This is a genomic window from Methyloversatilis thermotolerans, from assembly GCF_000372885.1.
GTDB classification, from domain to species: Bacteria; Pseudomonadota; Gammaproteobacteria; order Burkholderiales; family Rhodocyclaceae; genus Methyloversatilis; species Methyloversatilis thermotolerans.
The window spans coordinates 2,420,879-2,447,621 of the sequence record NZ_KB889967.1 but is presented as its reverse complement, the minus strand read 5'-3'; the positions used below and the strand labels follow the sequence as shown (position 1 = coordinate 2,447,621).

The window sequence follows — 26,743 nt, the reverse complement described above, 5'->3', positions numbered from 1 at the left end:
CAGGAGTTGCACGATGGCGAGAATGGTTCAATGCATCAAGCTCGGCAAGGAAGCCGAAGGTCTGGATTTTCCGCCTGTTCCGGGGGCGCTCGGGGCACGGATCTATGAATCGGTTTCCAAGGATGCCTGGCAGCAATGGGTGAAGTACCAGACCATGCTGATCAACGAAAACAGGTTGAGCCTCATGGATCCGCGGGCGCGCAAGTATCTGTCCGAGCAGATGGAGAAGCACTTTTTCGGTGAAGGTGCGGATCAGGTCACGGGCTTCACCCCGCCCTCCGCCTGATCGAAACAGAACTTCACCCGGGTGCCGATGTATTGGTGATAATTTCAGCACCGGAAATTCCTGTTCTGCATGCCTGCGCCGCCTCGCGGACGCTGATCGTCCGACCCCGTGCGTTGTAGGGGGCGCCGGTTTCCGGCGCGAGGCGGGTGCACAGCGGCAGGAACAGGGTTCATCCTTCTATGCTGGCCGTGGTCCTGGCCCCGACCTTTCATACCATCGTGCCCCAACGACTATCCAGCCTGATCAGCGGTCCTCGCGCCTGTCCTTACTGCCTCAGCAAGGATACGAAGGACTCCATCTGGAGGAATCGCGAAGAGAAGGCCGGGCGCTTCTGGCTCAGACCTGTACGCTGCCGCGCTTGCCACAAGCGCTTCGTGCGTCTGCGCAGGGTGCCTGTCGCAGTGCTGGGGGGCCTTGTCCTGCTCACGGTCGTGGGGACACTTGCCTGGACCCTGAGTGGTATTGAAGCCCAGGCCGTGAGCGATCACGACAGGATGTTGTCGGAACTTGCGCCGCTCGAGGCGGAAAGGCGCCGCGCCGCGGCCGGCGATGCTGCAGCGCAATACACTTACGGGATGCTGCTGTTCCAGGGCGGGTCCGGCGAAGCGTCGGACATGGCCGAGGCGGTCCGCTGGCTGGAGAAGGCGGCCGCCCAGGGACATGCTCAGGCGCAGTATGAGCTTGCGCTGGCGTTCAAGCTCGGGCGTGGCACGCTGCAGGATTATCCTGCAGCGGCTCGCTGGTTTGCGCGCGCGGCGCGCAGCGGGCATGTCGCGGCGCAATACCACATGGGACGCCTGCACCGGATAGGGGAAGGCGTGTCACTGGATCTCGTGCGCGCCTACGCCTGGTTCAATCGTGCCGCGGCGCAGGGGCATGGCGCGGCACGGGGTGCGCGCGACGAGGTGGGCGCTTCGCTGCGCCCGGAGCAGTTGCAATTCGCGCAACGGCTGTCCAGGGAAGCCGAAATGCCCGAGCCGGATGCCGAACTGCCAACGCTGATGCCCACGGCATCGGGTGTGAGTACCGTTGTGCCCGCCTCAGGCGAGATGCAGCGCCCCGCCATTCGCTGACGCTGCGCCGCCGGTCACTGGTCGGCGTCGGCCGCGGCCGCCTCCATCGCCGCCAGCCCGCCATGCCTCACGTCACGGCCCTTGACCATGAACACGACGTACTGGGCCATGTTTTTCGAGTGATCGCCGATGCGTTCGATGGCTTTGGCGATGAACAGAAGATCGAGGCCGCAGGAAATGGTGCGCGGGTCTTCCATCATGAAAGTGATGAGCTGGCGCATGATGGACTTGAATTCGGCGTCGACTTCGCGATCCTGCCGTACGACCTCCGTCGCGCTGTTCAGGTCCATGCGTGCGAGGGCATCGAGCGTGCGGCGCAGCATGTCGACCGCCATCGAAGCGGCGTGCCGCAACTCCACCTTGGGAACGAAGATGGCTTCCGATTCGAGGATGTGCCTGCCCATTTTGGCAATCTTCTTCGCCTCGTCGCCGATGCGCTCCAGATCGGTGATGGTCTTGACCACCGACATGATGACGCGCAGATCGCTGGCGGCCGGCTGGCGCTTGGCAATGAGGTGATTGCACGCGTCGTCGAGGTCCAGCTCCATCGCATTGACCTTCTTGTCATTGGCGACCACTTCGTCGAGCAGGGCGAGATCGCGCTCGATGATGCCGCGCATCGCATGCTCGATCTGCTGTTCGATCAGACCCCCCATCTGCAGCAGGCCGGTACGCACGCCTTCCAGCTCGTGGTCGTAGCGCTTCGAGATATGTTCGCTCATCCTGGGTGCCTCCCGGAACCTTCTGTCCTTGATCAGCCCTGTTACCGTATGTCGCTGTCGGCCGACGCGATCAGGCGCGCAAGGTGCGAACGCCATCTGCCGACGAAACCAGGGCGATATCCGCCCTGCGTCGCGCGAACAATCCATTGCATACGACGCCTGCAAGGTGGTCGAGTTCGCTCTCGAACAGCACGGGGTCCGCGATGCGCAGTCCGGAAACGTCGATGATGGCGTGACCGTTGTCGGTAACGAAGCCCTTGCGGATCGCGGGCAGGCCGCCCATACGGCTCAATTCGCGCGACACCAGACCCAGTGCCATCGGAATCACTTCCAGAGGCAGGGGGAAATGGCCGAGCTGGTCCACGCACTTCGATTGGTCCGCGATGCAGACGAAGCATTCCGACGCGGCGGCGACGATCTTCTCGCGTGTCAGCGCGCCTCCGCCACCCTTGATCAGGTTCAGTCCCGGATCGATTTCGTCGGCACCGTCAACATAGACCGGAATGCCGCGACCGGATGCGATCGCTTCTTCCAGGTCCAGCACCGGAATGCCGTGGCCACGCAGGCGCGTCGCCGACGCTTCCGAACTGGCGACCGCGCCGGCGATCTGCAGTTGTTCCTCGGCGAGCAGATCGATGAAGTGATTTGCGGTGGAGCCGGTCCCCACACCCAGCAGCTCGCCCTGTACCACGTGGGGAAGGGCGGCGCGGGCAACGGCCCGCTTGAGTTCGTCGGCAGTCATGCGTCGTGAGTGGTGTTCTGGTCAGAATTCCTATTATCCCGACTTTTTTCGAGACGGGTCATGATCGCCTTTCGCGTCAGATGGTAGGCGAGCAGATGCGCAGGCATGCGCAACCAGTGTCCACGTACATACAGCGCGAACAAGCCGGGCTCGCGCCAGGCACTGGACGGACGCAGGGGCGAATACGGTGTGAATGCCTGGCGGAAGCAGGCATCCATGAGATGCCCGATCCAGGCGGGCGGCGCGTCGCGGGCGAGGTCCGCCCCGAAGGGCAGCGCTTGTGCGCCGAAGAAGGCCCGCACGTAACGCAGCGCGTAGTGCAGCGGCCGCCGCAGCCCGGTTTCCGCCGCGCGCGCGTGCAGCGCGTTCATGAAGTCCGGGGTCGTTGCATGCAGCTCGCCAAGCAGGGTGTGCAGGTCGGCGAGGTCGCGCAAGCCGTTGTGAAACTCGCTTTCAAGGAAAAGATGGGTCGCGCTGTGAAGGACGCGGTCCAGCGGTGCCAGTGCATACCACGCGTCGCCGGCCGTCGCCGGAGATGCGTCTGCGAGCATGCGGAGCGAGTCGGCGCGGATGCGCGAGGTAGATGGCGTGATCGCATGGTGGATGTCGAGGGTGGTGCCGCGCCGGATATGTTGCATGGGCGGGATTTCGTGCATCCACTGCCGGTAGTAGCGCTGGTCATAGGCGTCACGATGCCCGCTCACCCAGCCATGTCGCATGAGCAAGGCCTCGACTTCGCTCAGCCTGTCCTTTGGCACAAGGATGTCGATATCCGAAAAGCGACGGCCTCCGGCTGCCTTCATGCCGGTGCGCACATAGGCGGCGCCCTTGAGCAGGACAAGCGGACAGCCAAGCGGGCGCAGAAGCTGTCCGAGCTGGGTCAGTTCGTGGTTCAGGGCAATGTGCTGTTCGTCCGCCAGAAGCCGCGCCGAATCCAGGTGCATGCGGGGTCCGTCCGGTACGTCGTCGAGCCGTCCGGCGTCTTCCAGCACGAAATGCAGTTTGGCCAGCAGGCCGCTCACACGCCCCTCGATCACCAGAGCTTCCCACTGCCGGGGCGAGTATCCGGGGGTCCGCCCCGGATCTGCCAGTGCCTGGCACAGCAGCGGACCTTCATCCTTCACCGTACGCTCCCGCTGCCAGCCGGTCGAAGCACGCGATCGCGTCGTCCAGGCGGCTGTACTCGAAGCGGTAGGTGCCGCACAAAGCCGTCGCACCGGCCAGTGCGCGGAATGCGCTGGCGCCCAGACGCTCGTGATTGAACGAGTTGTCGATCAGACCGAGCGCCCCTTCCGCGTGCGGAATTGCCTGCAGCGTGAGATCGGCGCCCGCACGATAGCGCGGGAACACGATCCATCCGGGTTGCGCCGTCCTGTCCGCAGCGGCGCGCGATGCGTCGGGTACCTTGAGATGGCCCACGTCGCCCTTGTGCGTGTCGACGAAAACCGGGCCGACGGCGTCCGGTGAAGCAAATGCGCGGATGATGTCGATCGAGCGGTTCTTCAGGCTGACCGGACGCGGGAAGGGGTGCAGATCCAGCGTGACCGGATCCAGCATGGCCAGTTCGTCGGACAGCAGGCGCCAGCCGCGCGACACCAGTGCCGCGCAAAGCGTGCTCTTGCCCGAACCCGGGGGGGCGGGAAGGATGAGCGCCTTGCCGCCGCGTTCCACCACGGCCGCGTGCACCAGTATCCAGCGGTGAACATGCATGGACACGCACCAGTTCAGACCCCATTCGAACAGCGGATAGGCCTGGGAGTAGGGCAGTGGCAGAAATGGCTGATCGCCGTCGATCTCTACGGTGATCTGGCGGCGCAGTATCGACTGCAGGACCGAAGGCGGCTTGATGCTGAGCGAAAAATCGCAGAAGCCATCATCCGGCAGCCGAGGATGCCCGCCGTAGTGAAAGTCGAACGCCTCCCAGAATTGCGCCGAATCGCAGTTCGCGCGCACCGAAAAGCGCCCGATCGGAATCTGTCTCGATTTCAGGGTTTGACGGTGTGGGTGGATCCCGCGCCGGTGGCGGTGGTCGGTACCCCGGAGGTTACCGCGTCCTGCTCCAGGCGGACGACCGATACGGAGCATTCGACCGGATCGTACACGATGGCCGTATCCTCGCCCGAGAATTCGGCAACGAGCAGGCCATCGATTTCAGTGAGCTTGAGCGCGTGCCCCGATGGACGCTGCATCAGGCCCAGGTCGAATTGAAGTACTCGATCACTTCGAGTGCGCCCCAGCTCGGGCCGCCCGGCACCGGGGTATAGCCGCCGCTGGTCTGGATCGATACCCAGATGTCACGGATCTGACTTTCCGGGCAGGGGTAGGTGTTCGGATACTTCTTGGCGTTCAGCATGGCTGCGGCGATGCACTGCGCGAACGTGCCATAGCTGTCCGGGTAGTTCATGACCTCCCATGCGGACGCCTTGCGACCCGTCGTACCTTTCAGTTCGGTCAGACCGACCAGGTTGTAGCAGCCCTGGGATGTCCCGATGACCTCCTCGAAGGTGGCGCCGGAGCGGCAGTCGGCCGTGCCGTCATTCGAACGGCCGGTCGGATGAATGCAATAGGTGCCGCCATTGAACTCGCTCTTGGATGGACGGTAACCGCAGTTGTGGGCTGACGAACTGTAGGTCTTGTAGCCGCCCTTGGTGCCGCTCGCCTTCTTGATGATGGGCGACTTGCAGCTGCTTGGCCACGGGTAGGTCGTGTATTCGCACCACTTGGAAGGCGGGTGGCCGACCTGGCAACCGGTGGATCCGTAATCCCTGTGGCTGGTGTTTCCGGAGGATTTGCCTGAAATCGTGCAGCTGTAGCCCTTGGACAGGGTCGAGTGCGCCTGCTGGGAAGCCAGCACCGCACTGACGCCCATGCCGGCCTTCAGCAGCGCACGGCGCAGCTTCTGCTCGTGCTGGATCGACGGCTCGACGCCGGGCTCGATCGGATTCTGGTCGGAAGGGGTATTCATTCGAATGTGCTCTGCCTTGATACGTTAAGTGTATGTCACCCGGTCGCCACAGCAGGTGAGGACAGGGTCACAGGCATGGTTTGAAACACTCGAAGCAATTTTCAGGCCGAATCAGGGTCTTCTTTACACCGTTTTGTTTTTCAAGGCTTTATCAGTCTCTTACAAAGGGGCTGCGCGCCCCCTTGTAAGAAAAGCTGACAACGCCTCAGGTCTTTCGCGGCGGCGGCAGATCGGTGCAGCTATCCTCGGCCACCTCGGCGGCGAGGCCGATCGATTCGCCCAGCGTCGGGTGCGGGTGGATGGTATGACCGATATCCACTGCATCCGCGCCCATTTCTATGGCCAGCGCCACTTCTCCTATCATGTCACCGGCTGACGTTCCGACAATGCCGCCCCCGACGATGCGGTGCGTCTCGGCGTCGAAGATGAGCTTGGTGAAGCCTTCGTCGCGACCGTTGGCGATGGCCCGTCCGCTGGCGGCCCACGGGAACTTGCCGATGGTCACCTTGCGGCCCTGCACCTTGGCCTCGTCCTCGCTCAGGCCCACCCAGGCAACTTCGGGGTCGGTGTAGGCGACCGACGGAATGACCGTGGCGTCGAAATGGCGCTTGTGGCCGGCGATCACTTCCGCCGCGACATGGCCCTCGTGCACCGCCTTGTGCGCCAGCATGGGCTGGCCGACGATGTCGCCGATGGCATGGATGTGCGCGACGTTGCTGCGCATCTGGCTGTCGATCGGGATGAAACCGCGCTCATCCACCTGCAAGCCGGCTGCCTCGGCGTTCAGCCTGCGACCGTTGGGCGAGCGGCCGACCGCGACCAGCACGCGGTCGTAGGTCTGTGGTTCGGCCGGTGCCTTGGCGCCTTCGAAACTGACCTTGATGCCGTCCGCCGTCGCCTCGGCACCGGTCACCCGCGTGTTCAGCATGACGCTGCCGAAGCGGTGGGCATTCTTCTTCTCCCACACCTTGGCGAGGTCGCGATCCGCCCCTTGCATCAGGCCACCGGTCATTTCCACCACGTCGATGCGCGCGCCCAGCGTGGAGTACACGGTGGCCATTTCCAGCCCGATGATGCCGCCGCCGATCACCAGCATCCGTTTCGGGATATCCGCCAGCAGTAGCGCGCCGGTTGAATCGACGACGCGCGGATCGTCCGGCATGAAGGGCAGTTTCACCGCCTGGCTGCCGGCGGCGACGATGCAGTGGCCGAACTTCAGCACTTTCTTCTCGCCGGTCTCCGCCTTGCCGTCACCCGTGGTCAGCGCCACCTCGACATGGTTGGGATCGACGAAGCGGGCAATGCCGCGCACCACCTTCACCTTGCGCGCCCTGGCCATGCCGGCCAGACCGCCGGTCAGCTTGCCGACCACCTTGTCCTTCCAGCCGCGCAGCGCGCCGATGTCCACCTCGCGTGCGCCGAACTTGATGCCGTGCGCCGCCAGCGCCTCGGCTTCGTCGGCTACGGCGGCCACGTGCAGCAGCGCCTTGGACGGGATGCAGCCCACGTTCAGGCAGACGCCGCCCAGCGTGGCGTAGCGCTCGACGATGACCACGTCCAGACCGAGGTCGGCGGCGCGAAAGGCGGCCGAGTAGCCACCGGGGCCGCCACCGATCACCAGCACGGCGCAGCTTTCATCGACCTTTGCCGGCGCGCTGCCGGTGGCGGCCACCGGGGCTGTGGCCGGGGCAGGCGGCGGTGCGGCGGGAGCCGCCGCAGGTGAGGGAGCCGATGCCGGCGCCGCTTCGGCCGCGCCGGCGGCCTCCATTGTCAGCACCACGCTGCCTTCCGATACGCGGTCGCCCACCTTCACTTGAAGTTCGACGATGCGGCCCGCCTGCGGCGCGGGGATGTCCATCGTGGCCTTGTCGGACTCGAGCGACATGAGCGGTGCATCCGCCGCCACCATGTCGCCCGGCTTCACCATGATTTCGATGATGGGGACGTCCTTGAAGTCGCCGATGTCGGGAATCTTTACAGTCAGTGTGCTCATGGACGTCTCCCTCACATCAGCACGCGACGCATGTCGGCCAGCAGCGCGGCGACATGGGCATTGAAACGGGTGGCGGCGGCGCCGTCGATCACGCGGTGGTCGGCGGTCAGCGACAGCGGCAGGATGAGTCGCGGCTGGAAGGTCGAGCCGTCCCACACCGGTTTCATCGTGCTGCGGCTGACGCCGAGGATGGCGACTTCGGGCGCATTGATGATGGGCGCGAAACCGGTGCCACCCAGACCGCCGACGCTGGATATCGTGAAGCAGGCCCCCTGCATTTCCGCGGCCGACAGTTTGCCGTCGCGCGCCCTGGCCGCCAGTTCGCCGCATTCGGCGGCGAGCTGGGCCACGCCCTTCCTGTCGGCGTCGCGGATGACCGGCACCACCAGCCCGCCCGGCGTGTCGGCGGCGAAACCGATGTGGCAGTACTGCTTCATGATCAGCGCCGGCTCTTCCGCCTGCAGGTCGATCGAGCTGTTGAATTCGGGGAATTTCTTCAGCGCCGAGCACACCGCCTTGATGATGAAGGCCAGCATGGTGAGCTTGACGCCGGCCTTGGCCTGTTCCGCGTTGATCTGCTGGCGGAAGGCTTCGAGCTCGGTCACGTCCGCTTCTTCGTGATAGGTGACCGCCGGAATCATGACCCAGTTGCGCGCCAGGTTCGCCGCCGACAGCTTGCGGATGCGCGACAGCGGCTTGCGCTCGATGTCGCCGAACTTCGTGAAGTCGACCTTGGGCCAGGGCAGCAGATCCAGGCCGCTGCCGCCACCGGCGGTGGCCGGTGCGGATGTGGCCGGTGACTGCAGCGCGCCCTTGACGAAGGCGTTGATGTCTTCGCGCGTGATGCGGCCTTTCGGACCGCTGGCTTTCACGCGGGCGAGATCAACACCCAGTTCGCGCGCATAGGCGCGCATCGACGGACTGGCATGCGCCTTCTTGCCGCCCACCAGTTCGGCCGCGATGTCGGCGGCACTGGGCAGCGCGACCATGCCGGCCGCCGGCGCGTAATCGCCGCGGGCCGACTGGGTGGTCGCGGCGGGGACGGCATTCGAGGCGACTGCCGCAACGGCCGGTGCGGCGGCGACCGCTGGTGCAGGTGTCGCGCTGGTCGCAGCAGGCGTGGGGGCCGCCGGGGCGGTGGGCGCATCGGCCGCGGGCGTTTCGCCCACTTCCATCGTGCCGATCACGCTGCCCTGCGACACGCGGTCGCCGACCTTGACCGTGATCTGGCCGATCACGCCGGCATGCGGCGCCGGAATGTCCATCGTGGCCTTGTCCGATTCAAGCGACACCAGCGGTGCGTCGGCCTCGACCCGGTCGCCGGGTTTGACCATCACCTCGATGACGGGGACATCGGAAAAATCGCCGATGTCAGGTACTTCGATATTGATCGTGCTCATTCAAGCCTCGCATTCGATGCGGCCGCGCGCTGCGCGACCGCGGCGTGGTTTCTCGAAAGCTCGCCGGACATTGACACCGGGCTCGCGGATCGTTGCGGACCGGAAGCGCGAGGGCATCCGGTCCGTGTTCTCCGGACCTGTCGGCGTCAATCCGCGGCGTGCGTCTTCCGACTCAGACGTAGAGCGGGTTCGGTTTGGTCACGTCCAGACCGTAGCGCGCGATGGCTTCCGCCACCTTCGTCCGGTCCAGCGCTCCGTCGTCGGCCAGCGCCTTCAGCGCCGCCACCGTCACCCAGTGCCGGTCCACCTCGAAATGCGCACGCAGCGCCTCGCGCGTGTCCGAACGGCCAAAGCCGTCGGTGCCGAGCACCACATAGCGGCGCGGCACCCAGGCTCGGATCTGGTCGGCGAACAGGCGCACGTAGTCGGTGGCGGCGATCACCGGTCCTCGTGTTTCGCGCAGGCAGTTCTCCACGTGCGAGGCGCGTGCTGCCGCCAGAGGATTGAGCAGGTTCCAGCGCGAGCAGTCGGCGCCATTCCTCGCCAGTTCGGTGAAGCTCGGGCAGGACCACAGATCCGATTCCACGCCCCAGTCGTTCTTCAGCAATTCGGCGGCGGCGATCACTTCGCGGAAGATGGTGCCGCTGCCCAGCAACTGCGCGCGCGGGCCGTTCGACGCGGCGCCGCGGCGGAACAGGTACATGCCCTTCAGGATGTCGGCTTCGGCACCTTCCGGCATTGCCGGGTGCTCGTAGTTCTCGTTCATCACTGTCAGGTAGTAGTAGATGTCCTCCTGGTTGGCCATCATGCGGCGCAGTCCATCCTGCACGAGGACCGCCACCTCGTAGGAGAACGTGGGGTCGTAGCTGATGCAGTTCGGTACCGCGCCCGACCACAGGTGGGAGTGGCCGTCCTCGTGCTGCAGGCCCTCGCCGTTCAGCGTGGTGCGCCCGGCGGTACCGCCGACCAGGAAGCCGCGCGCACGCTGGTCGCCGGCCGCCCAGGCCAGGTCGCCGATGCGCTGGAAACCGAACATCGAATAGAAGATGTAGATCGGGATGGTCGCCACCCCATGCACCGAGTAGGCGGTGGCGGCGGCGATCCAGTCACTCATCGCGCCCGCTTCGTTGATGCCCTCCTGCAGGATCTGGCCGGTCTTGGACTCCTTGTAGAACATGAGCTGGTCGGCGTCCTGCGGCACGTACTTCTGGCCTTCCTGGTTCCAGATGCCGATCTGGCGGAACATGCCTTCCATGCCGAAGGTGCGCGATTCGTCCGGCACGATGGGCACCACCCGCTTGCCCACATGCGGGTCGCGCAGCAGGATGTTCATGATGCGCACGAAGGCCATGGTGGTGGACAGCTCCCGGCCGTCGCCCGAGGCCTTGAGCAGTGCGTCGAAGGCCGACAGCGGCGGCACCTCCAGTGGATCGGCCTTCATGCGGCGCTGCGGCAGGTAGCCCCCGAGTGCCATGCGCCGCTCGCGCATGTAGTTCAGTTCCTTCGAACCTTCGTCGAACTTGAGGTAGGGCAGCGATTCCAGTTCGCTGTCCTTGATCGGCAGGTCGAAGCGGTCGCGGAATTCGCGCAGCGATTCCAGATCGACCTTTTTCTGCTGGTGGGATATGTTCTGCGCCTCGCCTGAGCCACCCATGCCATAGCCCTTGATGGTCTTGGCCAGGATGACGGTGGGCTGACCGCTGTGATTGACCGCGGAGTGGTAGGCGGCATACACCTTGTGCGGATCGTGGCCGCCGCGGTTCAGCCGGAAGATGTCGTCATTGCTCCAGTTGGCGACCATGGCCGCCAGCTCCGGGTACTTGCCGAAGAAGTGCTCGCGCACGTAGGCGCCATCGCGCGCCTTCATGGTCTGGTATTCGCCGTCTATCACTTCCATCATGCGCTGGGCAAGCAGGCCGGTCCTGTCCTGGGCGAGCAGCGAATCCCAGTAGCCGCCCCACAGCAGCTTGATCACATTCCAGCCCGCCCCCCGGAAGTCGCCTTCCAGTTCCTGGATGATCTTGCCATTGCCGCGCACCGGGCCATCCAGGCGCTGCAGATTGCAGTTCACGACGAATACCAGGTTGTCGAGCTTCTCGCGCGCCGCCATCGCGATCTCGCCCAGCGTTTCCGGTTCGTCGGTCTCGCCGTCACCGATGAAGCACCACACCTTGCGGCCCTCGGTATTGGCCAGACCGCGGTCCTGCAGATACTTCATGAAGCGGGCCTGGTAGATGGCCTGCAGCGGCCCCAGTCCCATGGATACCGTCGGGAACTGCCAGAAATCAGGCATGAGCCAGGGATGCGGATAGCTCGACAGACCCTTGCCGCCCACCTCCTGCCGGAAACTGTCCAGTTGCGCCTCGCTCAGCCGTCCGAGCAGGAAGGCGCGGGCATAGATGCCGGGCGCGGAATGTCCCTGGAAAAACACGAGGTCGCCGCCGTGGGTCGGACTGGGCGCATGCCAGAACCAGTTGAAGCCTACGTCGTAAAGGGTGGCGCTGGAGGCGAAGCTGGCGATGTGACCGCCGACATTGGTGTCCTTGTTCGCCCGCAGCACCATGGCCATCGCATTCCAGCGGATATAGCTGCGGATGCGGTGCTCGATTTCGTAGTCGCCCGGAGCGGCTGCCTGCTTGCCGGCCGGAATCGTGTTGATGTATGCGGTGGAGGCCGAGTAGGGGATGTTGATGCCGGCGCGGCGCGCCAGCTCGGTCAGCCGCTCGATCAGGTAGTGGGCCCGCTGCTCGCCGGCGTGCTCGATCACGCCCTCCAGCGCGTCCAGCCATTCCTGGGTTTCGACCGCGTCCGGGTCCGATGCAAGCAGGGGATTGGGTAGTGCAGACATTCCAGGGTTTCTCCTCTTTTTTGGTCGAACCGTCGTGCATGACACACCGCGGCACAGGTGGCAGGCGAATGCCTGTCCGCTGGCTTGGGCGTGCCGGCCGGTCGTCCGTCCGAGGCGCCTTTATCCGTCTGCGCATGGGTGATGCAAGTACCGACAGCTCTGGATCGGCAGCGGGTGGCTGCCGTGGCTTCGCCGGGCGCGGGGATCGCCCGCGCCAGCGTGCCGCAATTATGGACAGCCCCCGGGGCGACCGCCAGTGGTGGATAACCGAAACGGGCGTGAATCCCCGAAAAAAAGCGGGCAACCCCGTGAGGAATCGCCCGCAACCGAGGAGGCGCATCGCAATGCGCCGGCAAGGAGGGACACAGGATCGCTGCGTCCCTCGCGTCAGCCGTGCTGTATGTAGGCCACGTGGGTTTCCGTGTACTCGTACAGCCCGTGCTTGCCGTCTGCTCCGCCTATGCCCGACTTGCGCCGGCCGGCGTGAAAGCCCTGCATCGCTTCGAAGTTCTCGCGATTGATATAGGTTTCGCCAAACTGCAGATCGCGGATCGCGCGCATGGCCGCCGCGAGGTCCCGCGTGTACAGCGACGAAGTGAGCCCGTAGTCGGAGGCATTCGCCAGGGAAACGGCTTCGTCGAGATCGTCGACCAGCTGTATCGGCAGTACCGGACCGAATATCTCGTTGCGCATGATGTCCATGTCGGCACGGCAATTGATCAGTACCGTGGGTTCGTAGTGGAATCCGCTCGCTCGGTCGGCCACGCGGCCTCCCAGCACCACCTGCGCACCATCCTTGCGCGCCTGTTCGACCATGGCCGCAACCTTGTCCAGCCCCGCCTTGTTCACCAGCGGCCCCATATCGACATCCGGTTCCGCCACCGGGTCGCCATAACGAGTCGCCGCCATGCGCGCGGTCAGCCGGGTGATGAATTCGTCTGCTGCCGAACGCTGCACATAGACGCGCTCGGCGCAGTTGCAGACCTGTCCGGTATTGATGACGCGCGACGCCGTGATGGCGCTGGCCGCCAGGTCGAGATCGGCGTCGGCCAGCACGATGGCGGGCGCCTTGCCGCCGAGTTCCAGGTTCACCCGCGTCAGGTTGGCCGCAGCCGCCTGCATGATGCGGGTGCCGGTGGCGACGCTGCCGGTGAAGCTCACCATGTCGATGGCGTCGCTGCCGCTGAGTGCAGAGCCCGTGGTGCTGCCGCGGCCCCCGACCAGATTGAACACGCCGCGCGGCAGATCGGATCCATGCACCAGGTGCGCGAACATGAAGGCATTGAGCGGCGTTTCCTCGCTTGGCTTGATCACGATGGTATTGCCGGTTACCAGTGCCGGTGCCATCTTGCGGGCGATCAGGAAGAGCGGGAAGTTCCACGGCAGGATGCCGGCCACCACGCCGACCGGCTTGCGCAGCAGGAAGATGCTCTCTCCCGGACGGTCGCTGGACAGTACCTCGCCCTCTATGCGGCGCGCCCACTCGGCCATGTAGTCCAGATAGTCGGCGGTGAAGTCGACCTCGACACGCGCCAGACCGAGCGTCTTGCCCTGTTCGAGGGTCAGCGTGCGCGCCATGTCTTCGCGAATGTCGCGCAAGGCGCTGGCAATCCGGCGCAGCCAGCCGGCGCGCTGGATGGCGGGCAGGCGTGCCCAGGCGGGCTGCGCGCGCCGGGCGGCCGCGATCGCGCGCTCGACGGTGTCCGCGTCCGCCTCGGGCACGGTGTCGAGCAGGGCGTGCGTGGCCGGGTTGTACACCTCGATGCGCGGCCCTGAGGATGGGGCGAAATGTCCGTCGATGTAGTTCATGTGCGTAGTCATGCGGTATCTCCTCCTTGGGTCAGCAAAATCAGGTGGCGCGTGTCATGCGCTTGCCGAAAGACTCCGACATGAAGCCGAAGGCCAGTCCGGCCAGCCAGGTCAGCACGACGAACAGCGCCTTGTCGAAGGTGTCGCCGGTCGCGCCGAAATAGGTTGCCGCACCGAGAAATGCAGCCGGGGTGTAGGCCAGGGCGGGGAATTCGGCCATCGCCACCAGCACGAACGCGAGCAGCGCGACCAGCAGCGCCAGCGCGCCGAGTCCTCCACCCGCCAGCCCCACCGCGTACATCGTGCAGGCGGTCAGCACGACCCCGGCCAGCGCCGCCCAGCCCGCCTTGAGGAGCGCTTCGCGGCCACCTCCTGCGGCAAAGAAGGTCGCCCATGCGACAAAGCCTATCCAGGGGTTGAGCTGCAGTGTCGGCAGGCCGATGCTCAGACCGACCCAGGCCGCAACCAGCAGTGCAATGCTCAGTGCGAGCGCGTGCAGTAGTTTCATGAGTCCTCCCGAATTCATGGAGGCGTGCCCGGGGCACGCCTCACGAGTGCTTACCAGCTGTAGGCGTACTTGACGTTGATGCTGTTGTTTACCGGGCGGTTCTCGCCGGACATGCCGTGCGAGTAACGTATGGCGATCGACTGGTTGCCGTAGTAATGGAACATCACGCCGGCGGAGCCATCGAGACCCCAAGAGTCGTTCGCGCCATTGCGACCGGAAATGCGTTCGTAGTCGACGCCGACGAAGGGCTCGATCCAGTCGTTGACGCGATAGCCGAAACGGTTGTTGGTATGCCACAGCATGCCGGGCCGGTTGCCGTCGTCCTTGCGGCTCTGCGCGACGAAGCCGAGGTCTCCGGTCCAGCCTATGCGTTCGCTCAGCGGCAGATACCAGAGCAGGCTGGACAGATTCTTCCAGTTGGTGTCGCTGACGTCCTTGTCGCCAATGGGCACCTGGAGGAAGGTCTGGAAACCGAGCGTCGATCCCGGCGTCGGCTTGTACCAGATGGCCGCACCGGTGATGGTGTCGCCGAAGCCGCTGATGTGTCGCGAGTCCAGGTCGGCCGCATCGCGGTCGCGCAGGGCCGATACCGGCTGGATGACTTCGAAGGCCAGCCCGATGTTGCGGTTCGATTCGGGCGTCCAGAAGCGCACGTACTTGGACAGGCCGGTGATGCGCTGCGCGCTGCTGCCATCACGCCGGTCGCCGCTGTTGTCGAACACGCGGCTGTCGCGCTGCACGGTCGCGTACTGTACGAACACATTGAACGGCTGGTCGAAGCCGACCGGCAGGTCGTACTCGTGCGGTCCGATGACATCGAAGGTGGTCTGCGCCGCGGCGAGCGGACTCAGCAGTGCGCAAGCCGAGGCGGCGGCCGCGTGTTTCAGGTACCTGTTCATGAATCTTCTCCCCCTGTTGTGGTTGTCAGGCAGAGGGGTGATAGCCAGTGCTGTGCCAGAACCGCCGTGAGCGGTGCCGTCATTCGCCGTGCGCCCTGTGCGGACGCGGCTTTCGCGCATGTCGATGCGCGCGCGGCCGGATGCGTCGGCGCGTTCCGAAACACCCCGGATCTGAGATTTCTCAGCCGGATTGAGACGGCGTATCAGCGGTCCTGAGAATGCGCTGTCGTGCGCCCGGCGAACGCGCGAGGCTCGGCGCGGCGGGAATTTCACACCTTGAAGCGCCGGCCATCACTCGCCTACACTGGCTGTTCAAAACAAAGATGTTCCCGGTCCGCACGGATCAGGCAGGACATGACAGGAGGAGACGCCATGAGCCATGGTGAGCAGTTCTCGCGGCACGTCCGGCGCATCGCCGCGCTGGCCGGTGGCGGGCAGCCCGATCTGCAGATGGCCGCGAATGCCCGCATCGCCGAATCGTGGCGCCGTTCGATAGAGCAGTACGGCATCGACCCCGAGATGCCTTCTTCGCCACGCATCCTCGGTGCGGCCGAAGTCCGCGAATGCAGCGAGCGCATCGAGCCCTTCCTGCAACTCGCGCGCATCGGCACCGCGCGGCTGCACGCCCAGATCCGCGAGGCCGGCTATTGCGTGCTGATGACCGATGCCGATGGCACGACCGTGGACTACCACGGTCAGCCTACCCTGGAGCACGAGTTCCGTTCGCGCGGTTTCCGCCTCGGTGCCTGCTGGTCGGAGCGCGACGAAGGTACATGCGGCGTCGGTACGACCCTGGTGGACAGGGTGCCCATCCTCGTGCACAAGGACGAACATTTCCGCGCCTACAACATAGGCATCACCTGCAGTGCCGCGCCGGTATTCGGCCCGGACAATCGCGTCATGGCGGTGATCAATGCGTCGGCCCTGGCGGCACCGGACGACCGGCGCAGCCAGTCCATGGTGTTCCAGCTCGTGTCGCAGAACGCCCGCTTGATCGAGAACGCCTATTTCATCGAAGCGCATCGCCACCTGTGGACACTGCAGATCACCGGTGCCGGACGCGGTATCGATCCTGAGCATACCTGTCTGCTTGCGCTCGATGAACGAGGGCGCGTCGTGGCTTCCAACTTCCAGGCGTCGCTCGAATTGCTCGATGGTCATGCCCGACTGCCGCTGGCATTCGATCACCTGTTCGATCCCGGCGCCGACGAGTTGCTGTTGCGTGCGCACGATCAGCCGGGGCGCCCGGTGGAACTGCGGCAACTGGCGAGTGGCCGCTTCCTCAACTGCATCGTGCGCACCCCGGAACGGCGGGTGCAGCAGCGCATCAGCCGACCCCGAAGCCGCGACTTCGCCTCGTTGATGATCGCCGATTCGCGTCTGCGCGCCGACATCCATCGACTCCGGCGGGTGGTCGATTGTCGCTTGCCCATACTTCTGCTCGGCGAGACGGGCTCGGGCAAGGAGGCCTTCGCACAGGCGATTCACGCGCAGAGCCAGCGCCGGGACAAGGCCTTCGTTGCGCTGAACTGTGCGGCGATTCCGGAGAATCTGATTGAAAGCGAACTGTTCGGCTATCGCGAAGGGGCCTTCACAGGCGCCAAGTCCCGCGGAGAGACGGGCAAGGTCCAGATGGCCAGCGGCGGCACGCTGTTCCTTGACGAAATCGGTGACATGCCGCTGCAGTTGCAGACCCGGCTGTTGCGGGTGCTGGCGGAAGGCGAGGTCCTGCCGCTGGGCGGTGGCGCACCGGAGAAGGTGGATCTCCATGTCATCTGCGCCACCCACAGGGATCTTGAGCAGCTGGTGGCCGAAGGCCGGTTCCGCGAAGATCTGTTCTATCGACTGAATGCGGCCACCTTCCGCTTGCCACCTTTGCGCGAGCGCACCGACAGACGCGAGGTCATCCTGCATGTGTTCGGCGAAGAGTGCGCTGCAGCCGGGCGGGATATCGTGCCGGAAGAATCCCTGGTGGACGACCTCGCCGCCTATCATTGGCCCGGCAACATCCGGCAACTGCGCAATGCGCTGCGCTATGCGGTCGCGGTGTGCGATGCGGATCGCATGACGCGGGAACATCTGCCGGAGGCCATCGTGTCCGCCCTTGTGGCGCCTTCGCGGAGGGCGCGTACCGAAACGGATCTGCCCGAGGATGAGGCGGATGAGCGCCGGCGCATGCTCGAAGCACTGGAGGCGACCGGGTGGCGGGCGACCGAGGCGGCCCAGCGTGCCGGTATTCCGCGCGCCACCTTCTACCGCAGGATGGCGCGTTACGGGCTCGGTCGCGGACGCGGTGCGGCGGGCTGACCTGAGCCCTGTTGCGACAGGCGCCGGCGCACGAACAGGATGTGGGCGCGCATGCGTCGCCCGGCCTGTTTCGCGTCGCCGTCGCGTATTGCCTGCCATACCGCCTGGTGTTGCCGCCACAGTGCGTCGGCGACACGGGCATCGCCGTGACGCAGACCGGCCTGGTTGTCGGCAATGTGCTCGCGATGCATCGCGACGAAATTGGCCTGCAGATAACTGAACATCGCATTGTGCGCGGCGTCGGCGATGGCGTGGTGGAAGTCGACATCGAGCGCGGTCTCGGCATCCTCGTCGTCATTCCGGCGTGCCTGTTCCAGTTGCTTCACCAGCGCCGCGATGCGCGCGAGATCCGCGCGCGTGGCCCGTTCGGCGGCCAGCTCGGCCGCTGCAACCTCAAGTGTCTGCCGGAATTCCAGCATGTCGTGTCCGAGGTGGGCGTGGGCGGACAGCAACTGATGCCAGGGCGAGCCGGATCCGCCGTGCAGTGTGTCGGTGACATAGACGCCGCTGCCCTGACGCGCCTGTATCAGCCCGCGCGCGGCAAGCCGTTGCAGCGCTTCGCGCAGCGCGCTGCGGGATACGCCGAGAAGGACTGAAAGCGCGCGTTCCGCCGGCAGGCGGGACGAGGCCGGGAACCGGCCATCCATCAACATCGATTCGATCTGTCGCTCGATCCATTCGGCTGTGCTGTGTCGCATCGAAACGCTCCGGGAGAGGACGCCCGACCGGCGCCCGGAAATATTGGTCAGACCAATTTTGCCCGGTTTCCATGCGGCTCGATGATCGGCGTCCGTTCAACGACATCGGAAGCGAATCATGCAACGGCGCGTCTATCCGGCCCCGTGCGGCCACGTGTATCTGTTCGCGACCTGCCTGGTCGATCTGTTCCTTCCCGAGGCCGGCCTGGATGCCGTGCATCTGCTCGAACGCGAAGGTCAGCGTGTGCATTTTCCGCGGGCGCAGAGCTGCTGCGGACAACCTGCCTATACCAGCGGTAATCCCGTTCAGGCGAGGGCAGTTGCGCGGGCGCAGCTCGATCTGTTCCGGCAGCCGTGGCCGGTTGTCGTGCCATCCGGTTCTTGTGCCGGCATGATGCGCCTGCACTGGCCACGCCTGTTCGATGGCGAGGCCGCGCGGGTCGCGCAAGCCGAAGAGCTGGCGACCCGGGTGTTCGAACTGAGCGAATTCCTGGTCGAAGTGCTCAAGGTCGACTTTCGCGACTGCGCCGGACCGCCGATCGATATTGGACTGCATACATCGTGCAGCGCGCGCCGCGAAATGGGCACGCGGGCACATGCGCTGGAGCTTCTCGGCGCGCTGCCGGGCGTGCGGGTGAGCACGCACGAGAACGAGGTGGAGTGCTGCGGGTTCGGCGGCACCTTCTCGCTGCGGCACGACGACATATCGGGCGCCATGGTGCAGGACAAGGTGGCCAGTCTGCAGGCCAATGCGTCGCACTTCGTGACCGCTGACGGTGGTTGCCTGCTCAATATCGGCCACGCCGCGAAGAAGCGGGGGTGTGCGCTCCAGGGCGAGCACATCGCTTCCTTCGTGCGTCGTCGCGTGGAGCGGAAGGCATGAGCGCGCGCGAACGCATTCTGGCGCGTCTGCGCGGCGCTGGCGCGCAGACGCTTGCAGCCCCCGATCTGGCCGCCTTCCACGCCTGTCACGCCCGCGAATGCGGCATCGCCGAGAGGGTGGAACAGTTGTGCGCAAGGTTGTCGGCCGCGCGGGCCGAAGTGCTGCGCAGCTCTCCGTCGAGCTGGGTGGACGATCTGCGCGAACGTCTGCTGCACAAGGGGGTCCGCAGCCTCGCCCTGAGCCGGAGTCAGTCCGCTGCACTGCCGCTCGCAGAGGCGCTGCAGGATGTGATGCACGTGATCAGTCTGGAGGGTGCGTACGAGTCCTGGAAGCAGGACATGTTCGAATCGGTAACGGCCGGTTTCGTGGACGCGCAGGCCGCCGTCGCCGACATCGGGGCGCTGGTGCTCGAACATGGCGCGGCGTGTCCGCGTTCGCTGTCCCTGATTCCGCCCATCAGCGTCCTGCGCATCACGACGTCGCGCGTCCACGGCTCGCTGTACGAGGTCGCACAAAGGTTCCGATGGCACGAATGCGCGACATCGAATCGCGTGCTGGTGTCCAGTCCCACACGCACCGCGGACATCCAGCAGGTCCTTGCCTATGGCGCACACGGGCCGTGCGAGCTCATCGTGTCCGTGGTCGACGACATCGAGATTGAAGGTGAACGATGAAAACTCAGCCTCTGCATTTCGTGTCACCGACTCAGTTCCGTTCGCGCGTCGGTGAGGCGCTCGGCGACGCGCGGCTGCGCGAGAATTTCCGCGGTGCGATGCGCTTCCTGCGTGACAAGCGGGCGGCGCAGTTTCCCGACGCGGAGGAACTCGAGGCGCTGCGCGACATCGGCGCCGAGGTGCGGCGACATGCGCTGTCCCGCTTGCCCGAGTTGCTGGAGACCTTCGAGTCGCGGTTGCAGCAGCTCGGGGTACACGTGCATTGGGCGGACACCCCGGACGAGGCATGCCGCATCGTGCTCGACATCGCGCGCGATGCCGGTGCGTCGCGTGTCATCAAGGGCAAGTCCATGGTGAGCGAGGAGGTCGAGCTGAACCATGCACTGCAGGCGCAAGGGATAGACTGCATCGAGTCCGACATGGGTGAGTTCATCGTCCAGCTCGCCGGCGAGAGACCCTCCCACATCGTCATGCCGGCCATCCACAAGACACGCCAGGACATCGGCGAGCTGTTCGAGCGCACGCTGCCGGATACCCCTTACACCGACGATGTGGATGCACTGATCCGCACCGGCCGGCGGGCCCTGCGCCAGCGTTTCATGGACGCCGATATCGGCGTGTCAGGCGTCAATTTCGCGATTGCCGAAACCGGCACACTGTGGCTCGTCGAGAATGAGGGCAACGGCCGCATGAGCACGACGGTGCCGCGCATTCACATTGCGATGATGGGCATCGAGAAGGTGGTGGCAACGCTCGAACATGCGGTGCCGCTGGCCAGCCTGCTGCCGCGCTCGGCAACCGGCCAGCCGGTCACTACCTACTTCAACCTTTTGACCGGTCCGCGCCGGGCCGGAGAGCAGGACGGACCGCAGCAGATGCATGTGGTGCTTCTCGACAACGGTCGCAGCCAGGCCTATGCCGACGAACAGTTGCGCGCGACCTTGCAGTGCATACGCTGCGGCGCGTGCATGAACCACTGCCCGGTCTATGCCCGGGTGGGCGGTCATGCTTACGGCACCACCTATCCGGGGCCGATCGGCCAGATTCTGTCGCCGCACCTGCTCGGGCTGGACGCGAGTCGCGATCTGCCGACGGCGTCCACATTGTGCGGCGCCTGTGCCGAGGTCTGTCCGGTACGCATACCGATCCCCGATCTGCTGCTGCGCCTGCGCAACGAGGCGCAACGTGCTCCCGACGCGGTAACGGCCCATCCGCTGCGTGGACAGGGCGCGGCTCACAGCGCAGGCGCCCGCCTGGTATGGGGTTTCTGGCGAGGCATTTTCGCCAGTCCGGCGCGTTACCGGATTTTCCGGTGGTGCGCGACGCGGTTGCGTCGCTTCACGCCGCAGCGCCAGATGGGCTGGACGAGACATCGGGCGCCACTCGTCCCGGCCCGGCGCAGCCTGCACGATCTGCTGCGCGCACGCGGGCAGGCCGAATAGCTTCATTCCCCGGGGGTGCCGGCGCCGCACCCCCGGGGGCGCATGGTGCGCCGTCGCAGCGGCGTGAGACGCCATCTCAGCCGCCTGAGATTTCTCAGCATGACTCCCCCCGACTCCTTGCCGCCGGTACATGCCCACGTATTTCTCCGGGCGGGAATTCCGCGTCTGGACGACGTTTGACGACAACGCGCGCATCCGGATTCGGCGTGGCATGCAAATCGCTGTAGTCATCCCGACGCCTGGCCGCCGTATGCGCGGCGGGCCGGGCATCGGTGCCGGTAGATGCGCGCATGCGATGTCGCACGGTCCGGTGAAGCACAGCACCCACTGAGGAGGATATCCGTGGCAGCAGACCACCTGGAACAACACACAACCTGCGAGTGCCGGCGCGCCATCGTGACCGGCGCGCTTGCGCTCGCAGTTGCCCCCTTCGCGCCGACCGTCGAGGCCGACGTCAACCCGCGCACAGTCAGGCCGCAAACCGGCGACCGCTTCGTATTCATGACCGGCGACCGCAAGGGCGAGCCGATCAAGCCGGCCGATCTGAAGGTAGGTGATGCGCCGACTCTCGCCTATCCCGTGGATGCGGCGAGCGGCACCGTCCGCGATGGCGCGCGTACCAATCTGCTGCTGCTGGTCCGGCTCGATCCCAAGGACATCGCCGCCGGCATGCAGGCGAACGCGGCCGAGGGCGTCGTGGCCTATTCGGCCATCTGTACCCATTACGGATGCCCGATCACGCAGTTGCATGCGAGCGGCGGCAAGCTGGTGTGCAACTGCCACGGATCCACATTCGATGCGGGCAACAACGGAGAGAACGTCGTCGGGCCGGCAACTCGTCGACTGGCCGTCCTGCCGCTCAAGGCGGTGGATGGCGACATCGTGGCGGCGGCCGGTTTTTCCGGCCCGCTGGGGCCGCCGCAGCAGTAAGGACGTGTGCCGCGTCCACGCACTAAAACAATCGACAACATCAAGGAAGGAGAATCCCATGAAGACCCTGCTTTCGGTCACCGCGCTCGGCCTCGCGTTCGCGCCGGCCCTCGCATCCGCTGCGGCCCCCGGCCCCTACAAGCCGGTTACCCACGAGCGGCTGGTCAATCCGGAGCCCGACAACTGGCTCATGACCAAGGGCAACTACCAGGGCTGGAGCTACAGTGCGCTGGACCAGATCAACACGAAAAACGTCAAGAAGCTGCGGCCGGTGTGGAGTGCGGCCACCGGCATGACGTCCGGTCACGAGGCGCCCGCCATCGTCAACAGCGGCATGATGTTCGTGGCCACCCCGCGCAACCAGGTGCTGGCGTTCAACGCCAAGACCGGCGAACTGCTGTGGCGCTACAAGCGCGAGCTGCCTGAAGGCTTCGGAGCGCTGCACGTGACCAACCGTGGCGTGGCGCTGTGGAACGACAAGGTCTATGTCGCTGGTCTCGACTGCGTGCTCACCGCGCTCGATGCCAAGACCGGCAACAAGGTGTGGGAGGCCACGGTGTGCGACTGGCAGAACGAAAGCGCCTACATCACCTCGGCACCCCTGGTGGTGAAGGGCAAGGTGATCGTCGGTCCGTCCGGCGGCGAGTTCGGCGTGCGCGGTTTCCTCAAGGCCTTCGACGCGGAAACCGGCAAGGAGGAATGGACACGCTACAGCGTGCCTGCACCGGGCGAACCGGGTTCGGAAACCTGGCCCAAGGACGGACGCTGGAAGGACGCCTGGAAGAACGGCGGCGGCACCATGTGGATGCCCGGCAACTACGACGCGAAGAGCGACGTGCTGTACTGGGGTGTGGGAAATGGCGCGCCGTGGCCGGGTGACCAGCGTCCCGGCGACAACCTCTACCTCACGTCGGTGCTGTCGCTCAATCCGGACAGCGGCGCCATCAAGGGGCATTTCCAGTACCACTGGAACGATTCCTGGGACTGGGCCGGCATGAACGCCCCGACGCTCGTCGAGTTCAATCGAGACGGCAAGAAGGTGCCCGGCCTCATCAGTGCGCAGCGCAATGGCTACATGTACTGGCTGGATCGCGACGCCAATGGCGGCATCACGTACCGCAAATCGACCCCCTACGTGAAGCAGAACGTCTTCACCAGCGTCGATCCCAAGACCGGCCGGCCGAGCTACGACGAGACGCACAAGCCGGGTACCGGCAAGACGGCCACCTATTGTCCCAGCCTGTGGGGCGGCAAGGACTGGCCGTACGAGGCGTACAACCCGAAGACCGGCATGCTCTACGTGCCATTCAACGACAACCACTGCATGACGCTCACCGGCAAGGTACAGGAGCGCATTCCGGGGCAGTGGTCGGCCGGGGTGGAAATCACCGAACTGAACCTGCATGTCGACAAGAATGCGAAATACATCGGTGGCATCCAGGCCTGGAGCGTGGATGGCGGCAAGGAGGTCTGGCGTGAGACCTATGCCCGTTCGTGGAACTGGGGGTCCATCCTGACCACCGCAGGCGACCTGCTGTTCGCGGGCGGGACCAATGACCGCCATTTCCGCGCCTACGACGCGAAGAGCGGCAAGCTGCTGTGGGAGTTCCCGACGCCGTCCGGCATCATTTCGCCGCCCACTACCTTCAGGATCGACGGCAAGCAGTACATTGCCGTGGTGTCCGGCTGGGGGGTCGATGCCGCGTGGATCCAGGGCAAGATGCACGATCAGGCGGGTTGGGAGAAATCGGTGCCTGAAGGTGGCTCGGTCTGGGTGTTCGCACTCGACGAGTGAGCATGAGGGCGCAGCCGCCGCAGGCGCGGCTGCGCCTTTTTCCGGGCCCGGCCGTCGCACAGGGTTCCGGCAAGTGTGCAGAATTTCGTGTTCCTGGCGACAAGGCCATCAAGTTTCCCCGGCGAACGACGATGGTGCGAGCATTGAACCGCCCGTTCCCGTGGCATGCAGCCGCTGCGGCCCTTGTCTGTTTGATCCATTACGGTGATCGCAGATCATGATTCCCGTCCGCAAGACCGACGTACAGCTCGGCAAACCGCTGCCCTTCCCGCTGTTCGACAGCGGGAAGCAACTGCTGCTTCCCGCAGGCGTCATCCTGCAGACCGTGGAGCAGGTGGATGCGCTGAGCGCCCGCGGGCTCTATCGCGAGCCCGCTGCCAACAGCCCGAGCCATGCCGCCGATGCCGTGCCCGATCGCGACGGCATACTGCTCGATCTGGAACGCATCCGCATGCAGATCGGCGACGCGGTGCAGTTGCAACCGGCGGCTGAAGCCGGTCAACGACATACGGTGCGGCTGCTCGGCCATGCAACCGGCCGCAGCGTGATGGTGAGCGCACCTACGGTCGGCGAGGGCTACGTGCTGGTGAAGCCGGGCACCGCCTACGTCGTGCGTTTTTTCTCCGGCAAGAGCGTATATGCGTTTCCGGCCACCGTGCTCAAGATGTCCAGCACACCATTCCCCTACCTGCATCTGACCTATCCGCCCAAAGTGCGCGGCATGAAGGTGAGGCGGGCGCAGCGTGCGTCGATCCGCCTGATTGCCTCGCTGACCGACATGTATGGCGCCACGCATGCCGGTTCGCTGATCGACATCAGCAAAGGCGGTGCGCTGTTCTCGTGCCGCGATGCGCTGGGGGCACAAGGGGACGAGATCCAGCTCAAGTTCCGGCTCAAGTTCGATGACATCGACCAGTTCGTGTCGGTGCGTGCGCTGATACGTTCGGTGCAACCGGCACAGGAGGCGAATGGCGCGGCATCCATGGTCAATCACGGGCTTGAGTTCTCCGAGGTGCCCGAAAGTGACCGGCTTGCGCTGACCGCCTTCGTCTATCAGAAGCTCATCGAAGCCAGCGAAGTCGCCTGATTCCGGGCCGTGCGCCCGAATTTCGGCGCACGGCCGCATCCGGGCGTAAGATTCGCGCCGTCCCTGCCCGGAGCGATGACATGAAGTGCCCGTTCTGCAGCTCACCCGATACCCAGGTGGTCGAAACGCGCGAAAGCGAGGATGGCGACATCATCCGCCGTCGTCGCCGCTGTGCACAGTGCGACAAGCGCTTCACGACCTATGAGCGGGTCGAGTTGAAGATGCCGCAGATCGTCAAGAAGGACGGCCGTCGCGCGGATTACGATCGCGACAAGCTGCGCGCCAGCATGATGCTGGCGCTGCGCAAGCGCCCGGTCACCACCGAGGCTGTGGACATGGCGATGGATCGCATCGAGGAGCGCCTGCTCACCATGGGCGTCCGGGAACTGGCCACCGACCGTCTGGGCGAACTGGTCATGCGCGAGCTCAAGAAGCTGGACAAGATCGGCTATATCCGCTTTGCGAGCGTCTATCGAAATTTCGAGGACGTGGACGAGTTTTCCGAAGTCGTGCGCGAAGTCACCAAGCCGCGCGCGTCGCGCAAGGCTGCCGGCTGAATGGAGCACGACGCGCATTTCATGGCCCGCGCGCTGCGACTGGCGGCGCGCGGCCTGTGGACCACGACGCCCAACCCGCGCGTGGGCTGCGTGCTGGTGCGGGACGGCCACATCGTCGGCGAAGGCTGGCATGAGAGGGCGGGAGAGCCCCACGCCGAGGTCCATGCATTGCGCGCGGCCGGTGAGGCGGCGCGAGGTGCCACCGCCTATGTCACGCTGGAGCCGTGCAGCCACCACGGGCGCACACCGCCTTGCGCCGACGCGCTGCTGGCGGCTGGCGTGTCGCGCGTGGTGGCGGCCATGCGCGACCCGAATCCGCTGGTATCCGGCCGCGGTCTTGACCGTCTCGCGGCCGCCGGAATTGCCACCGATTGCGGCGTGCTTGAAGCGGATGCCCGCGAACTGAATATCGGGTTCGTGTCGCGCATGACGCGCGGCCTGCCCTGGGTGCGGCTGAAGACCGCGTCGTCACTGGATGGCGTGACCGCGCTCGACAATGGCGTGAGCCAGTGGATCACCGGCCCTCAGGCACGGCGCGATGGGCATCGCTGGCGCGCCCGCGCCTGCGCCGTGCTGTCAGGCATCGGCACGGTGCTGGCCGATGATCCGGCGATGACCGTGCGCGAGGTCGACACCCCGCGCCAGCCGCTGCGCATCATCGTGGATGCGAGGTTGCAACTGCCGGTCGGTGCCAGGCTGTTCCAGGATATCGAGCGTGCGCCCTTGCTTGTGGTGTGTGCCGGTGACGATGCCGAACAGGCGCGACGCCTGCGGGAGGCCGGAGCGGAACTGATGGTGCTGCCCAATGAAGCGGGCAAGGTGGATCTGCCGGCGATGTTCCGCGCCCTGGCCGCGCGCGGACTGAACGAGATCCATGTCGAAGCCGGCCACAAGCTCAATGGATCCCTGCTGCGTGAAGGTTGCGTGGACGAGGTGCTGATGTATTTCGCACCGGCGCTGCTGGGTCGTGGCATGGGCCTGTTCAACCTGGGGCCGTTCGACACGCTGGATCGGAAGCTTCGCATCGATGTGCGCGACATGCGCAAGGTGGGCAGCGACATCCGGATGCTTGCGCGCGTTGCCGCTCGCTGCGACGCATGACATGAAACCGCGCGCCGGCAAGCC

The 26,743-nt window shown here is 65.4% G+C and carries 24 protein-coding genes; 11 read left to right on the top strand and 13 right to left on the bottom strand.

Annotation, left to right across the window (positions count from 1 at the left end; all coding sequences use genetic code 11):
• Nucleotides 1-13: 13 nt before the first annotated feature.
• Entirely contained in the window at nt 14-286 is a 273-nt protein-coding gene (locus A3Q7_RS0110830; RefSeq protein WP_026224713.1) for an oxidative damage protection protein, read from the top strand.
• Nucleotides 287-465: 179 nt separating this feature from the next.
• Entirely contained in the window at nt 466-1,359 is an 894-nt protein-coding gene (locus tag A3Q7_RS0110825) for a tetratricopeptide repeat protein (RefSeq protein WP_018411896.1), read from the top strand.
• 14 nt (nt 1,360-1,373) lie between these two features.
• Here A3Q7_RS0110825 and phoU read toward each other — a convergent pair whose 3' ends face one another.
• The 12 genes from phoU to A3Q7_RS0110765 all read right to left on the bottom strand — a co-directional run bounded on the left by phoU (nt 1,374) and on the right by A3Q7_RS0110765 (nt 15,245).
• On the bottom strand, nt 1,374-2,081 hold the full coding sequence (gene phoU, locus A3Q7_RS0110820; protein ID WP_018411895.1) for a phosphate signaling complex protein PhoU: 708 nt from the start codon (nt 2,079-2,081) through the stop codon (nt 1,374-1,376).
• Nucleotides 2,082-2,151: 70 nt separating this feature from the next.
• On the bottom strand, nt 2,152-2,823 hold the full coding sequence (gene rpiA / locus A3Q7_RS0110815) for a ribose-5-phosphate isomerase RpiA (protein ID WP_018411894.1): 672 nt from the start codon (nt 2,821-2,823) through the stop codon (nt 2,152-2,154).
• Nucleotides 2,820-3,947, bottom strand: a complete 1,128-nt coding sequence (locus A3Q7_RS0110810; RefSeq protein WP_018411893.1) for a nucleotidyltransferase domain-containing protein — start codon at nt 3,945-3,947, stop codon at nt 2,820-2,822. The genes rpiA and A3Q7_RS0110810 overlap by 4 nt, the downstream gene beginning before the upstream one ends.
• Entirely contained in the window at nt 3,937-4,791 is an 855-nt protein-coding gene (locus A3Q7_RS0110805) for an HprK-related kinase A (protein ID WP_269745095.1), read from the bottom strand. Before A3Q7_RS0110805 ends, A3Q7_RS0110810 begins: the two co-directional genes overlap by 11 nt.
• A gap of 17 nt (nt 4,792-4,808) precedes the next feature.
• Nucleotides 4,809-5,012 carry a hypothetical protein gene (locus tag A3Q7_RS20800; RefSeq protein ID WP_018411891.1) on the bottom strand — a complete coding sequence of 68 codons (204 nt, stop codon included), beginning with the start codon at nt 5,010-5,012 and terminating at the stop codon, nt 4,809-4,811.
• Entirely contained in the window at nt 5,012-5,788 is a 777-nt protein-coding gene (locus A3Q7_RS0110795; RefSeq protein WP_018411890.1) for a hypothetical protein, read from the bottom strand. The genes A3Q7_RS20800 and A3Q7_RS0110795 overlap by 1 nt, the downstream gene beginning before the upstream one ends.
• Before the next feature lie 205 nt (nt 5,789-5,993).
• Complete coding sequence (lpdA, locus tag A3Q7_RS0110790) at nt 5,994-7,781, bottom strand: dihydrolipoyl dehydrogenase (protein ID WP_018411889.1); 1,788 nt, start codon at nt 7,779-7,781, stop codon at nt 5,994-5,996.
• Nucleotides 7,782-7,792: 11 nt separating this feature from the next.
• Nucleotides 7,793-9,181 carry a dihydrolipoyllysine-residue acetyltransferase gene (aceF, locus tag A3Q7_RS0110785; protein WP_018411888.1) on the bottom strand — a complete coding sequence of 463 codons (1,389 nt, stop codon included), beginning with the start codon at nt 9,179-9,181 and terminating at the stop codon, nt 7,793-7,795.
• Nucleotides 9,182-9,353: 172 nt separating this feature from the next.
• A complete protein-coding gene (aceE, locus tag A3Q7_RS0110780; RefSeq protein ID WP_018411887.1) occupies nt 9,354-12,029 on the bottom strand; it encodes a pyruvate dehydrogenase (acetyl-transferring), homodimeric type in 2,676 nt (891 codons plus the stop codon).
• Between the two features lie 387 nt (nt 12,030-12,416).
• Nucleotides 12,417-13,850 (bottom strand): aldehyde dehydrogenase, encoded by a 1,434-nt coding sequence (aldA, locus tag A3Q7_RS0110775; protein ID WP_026224711.1) that lies wholly within the window; start codon nt 13,848-13,850, stop codon nt 12,417-12,419.
• A 28-nt stretch (nt 13,851-13,878) separates the two neighbouring features.
• Nucleotides 13,879-14,346: a DUF1097 domain-containing protein gene (locus A3Q7_RS0110770; protein ID WP_018411885.1), complete on the bottom strand. Its 468-nt coding sequence runs from the start codon at nt 14,344-14,346 to the stop codon at nt 13,879-13,881.
• Between the two features lie 50 nt (nt 14,347-14,396).
• A complete protein-coding gene (locus tag A3Q7_RS0110765) occupies nt 14,397-15,245 on the bottom strand; it encodes a transporter (RefSeq protein WP_018411884.1) in 849 nt (282 codons plus the stop codon).
• A gap of 372 nt (nt 15,246-15,617) precedes the next feature.
• On the opposite strand from A3Q7_RS0110765, the gene A3Q7_RS0110760 reads away from it, so the two are divergent.
• A complete protein-coding gene (locus tag A3Q7_RS0110760) occupies nt 15,618-17,552 on the top strand; it encodes a sigma-54-dependent Fis family transcriptional regulator (protein ID WP_018411883.1) in 1,935 nt (644 codons plus the stop codon).
• Here A3Q7_RS0110760 and A3Q7_RS19775 read toward each other — a convergent pair.
• The gene (locus A3Q7_RS19775) at nt 17,516-18,250 is read right to left on the bottom strand and encodes a FadR/GntR family transcriptional regulator (RefSeq protein WP_018411882.1); all 735 of its coding nucleotides are present in this window, start codon (nt 18,248-18,250) and stop codon (nt 17,516-17,518) included. The genes A3Q7_RS0110760 and A3Q7_RS19775 overlap by 37 nt on opposite strands.
• Nucleotides 18,251-18,368: 118 nt before the next feature.
• Between A3Q7_RS19775 and A3Q7_RS0110750 the strand changes: the two genes are divergently transcribed.
• From A3Q7_RS0110750 to ribD, 8 genes are all read left to right on the top strand, one after another.
• Nucleotides 18,369-19,133: a (Fe-S)-binding protein gene (locus A3Q7_RS0110750; protein ID WP_026224710.1), complete on the top strand. Its 765-nt coding sequence runs from the start codon at nt 18,369-18,371 to the stop codon at nt 19,131-19,133.
• A complete protein-coding gene (locus A3Q7_RS0110745; RefSeq protein ID WP_018411880.1) occupies nt 19,130-19,807 on the top strand; it encodes a LutC/YkgG family protein in 678 nt (225 codons plus the stop codon). The genes A3Q7_RS0110750 and A3Q7_RS0110745 overlap by 4 nt, the downstream gene beginning before the upstream one ends.
• Nucleotides 19,804-21,249: a LutB/LldF family L-lactate oxidation iron-sulfur protein gene (locus tag A3Q7_RS0110740; protein WP_018411879.1), complete on the top strand. Its 1,446-nt coding sequence runs from the start codon at nt 19,804-19,806 to the stop codon at nt 21,247-21,249. The genes A3Q7_RS0110745 and A3Q7_RS0110740 overlap by 4 nt, the downstream gene beginning before the upstream one ends.
• Nucleotides 21,250-21,591: 342 nt before the next feature.
• Entirely contained in the window at nt 21,592-22,179 is a 588-nt protein-coding gene (locus A3Q7_RS0110735; RefSeq protein WP_018411878.1) for a QcrA and Rieske domain-containing protein, read from the top strand.
• A 58-nt stretch (nt 22,180-22,237) separates the two neighbouring features.
• Nucleotides 22,238-23,974: a PQQ-dependent dehydrogenase, methanol/ethanol family gene (locus tag A3Q7_RS0110730; RefSeq protein ID WP_018411877.1), complete on the top strand. Its 1,737-nt coding sequence runs from the start codon at nt 22,238-22,240 to the stop codon at nt 23,972-23,974.
• A gap of 217 nt (nt 23,975-24,191) precedes the next feature.
• On the top strand, nt 24,192-25,061 hold the full coding sequence (locus A3Q7_RS0110725; RefSeq protein WP_018411876.1) for a flagellar brake protein: 870 nt from the start codon (nt 24,192-24,194) through the stop codon (nt 25,059-25,061).
• A gap of 80 nt (nt 25,062-25,141) precedes the next feature.
• Nucleotides 25,142-25,618 (top strand): transcriptional regulator NrdR, encoded by a 477-nt coding sequence (nrdR, locus tag A3Q7_RS0110720; RefSeq protein ID WP_018411875.1) that lies wholly within the window; start codon nt 25,142-25,144, stop codon nt 25,616-25,618.
• Complete coding sequence (gene ribD, locus A3Q7_RS0110715; protein WP_018411874.1) at nt 25,619-26,719, top strand: bifunctional diaminohydroxyphosphoribosylaminopyrimidine deaminase/5-amino-6-(5-phosphoribosylamino)uracil reductase RibD; 1,101 nt, start codon at nt 25,619-25,621, stop codon at nt 26,717-26,719.
• Nucleotides 26,720-26,743: the final 24 nt, after the last annotated feature.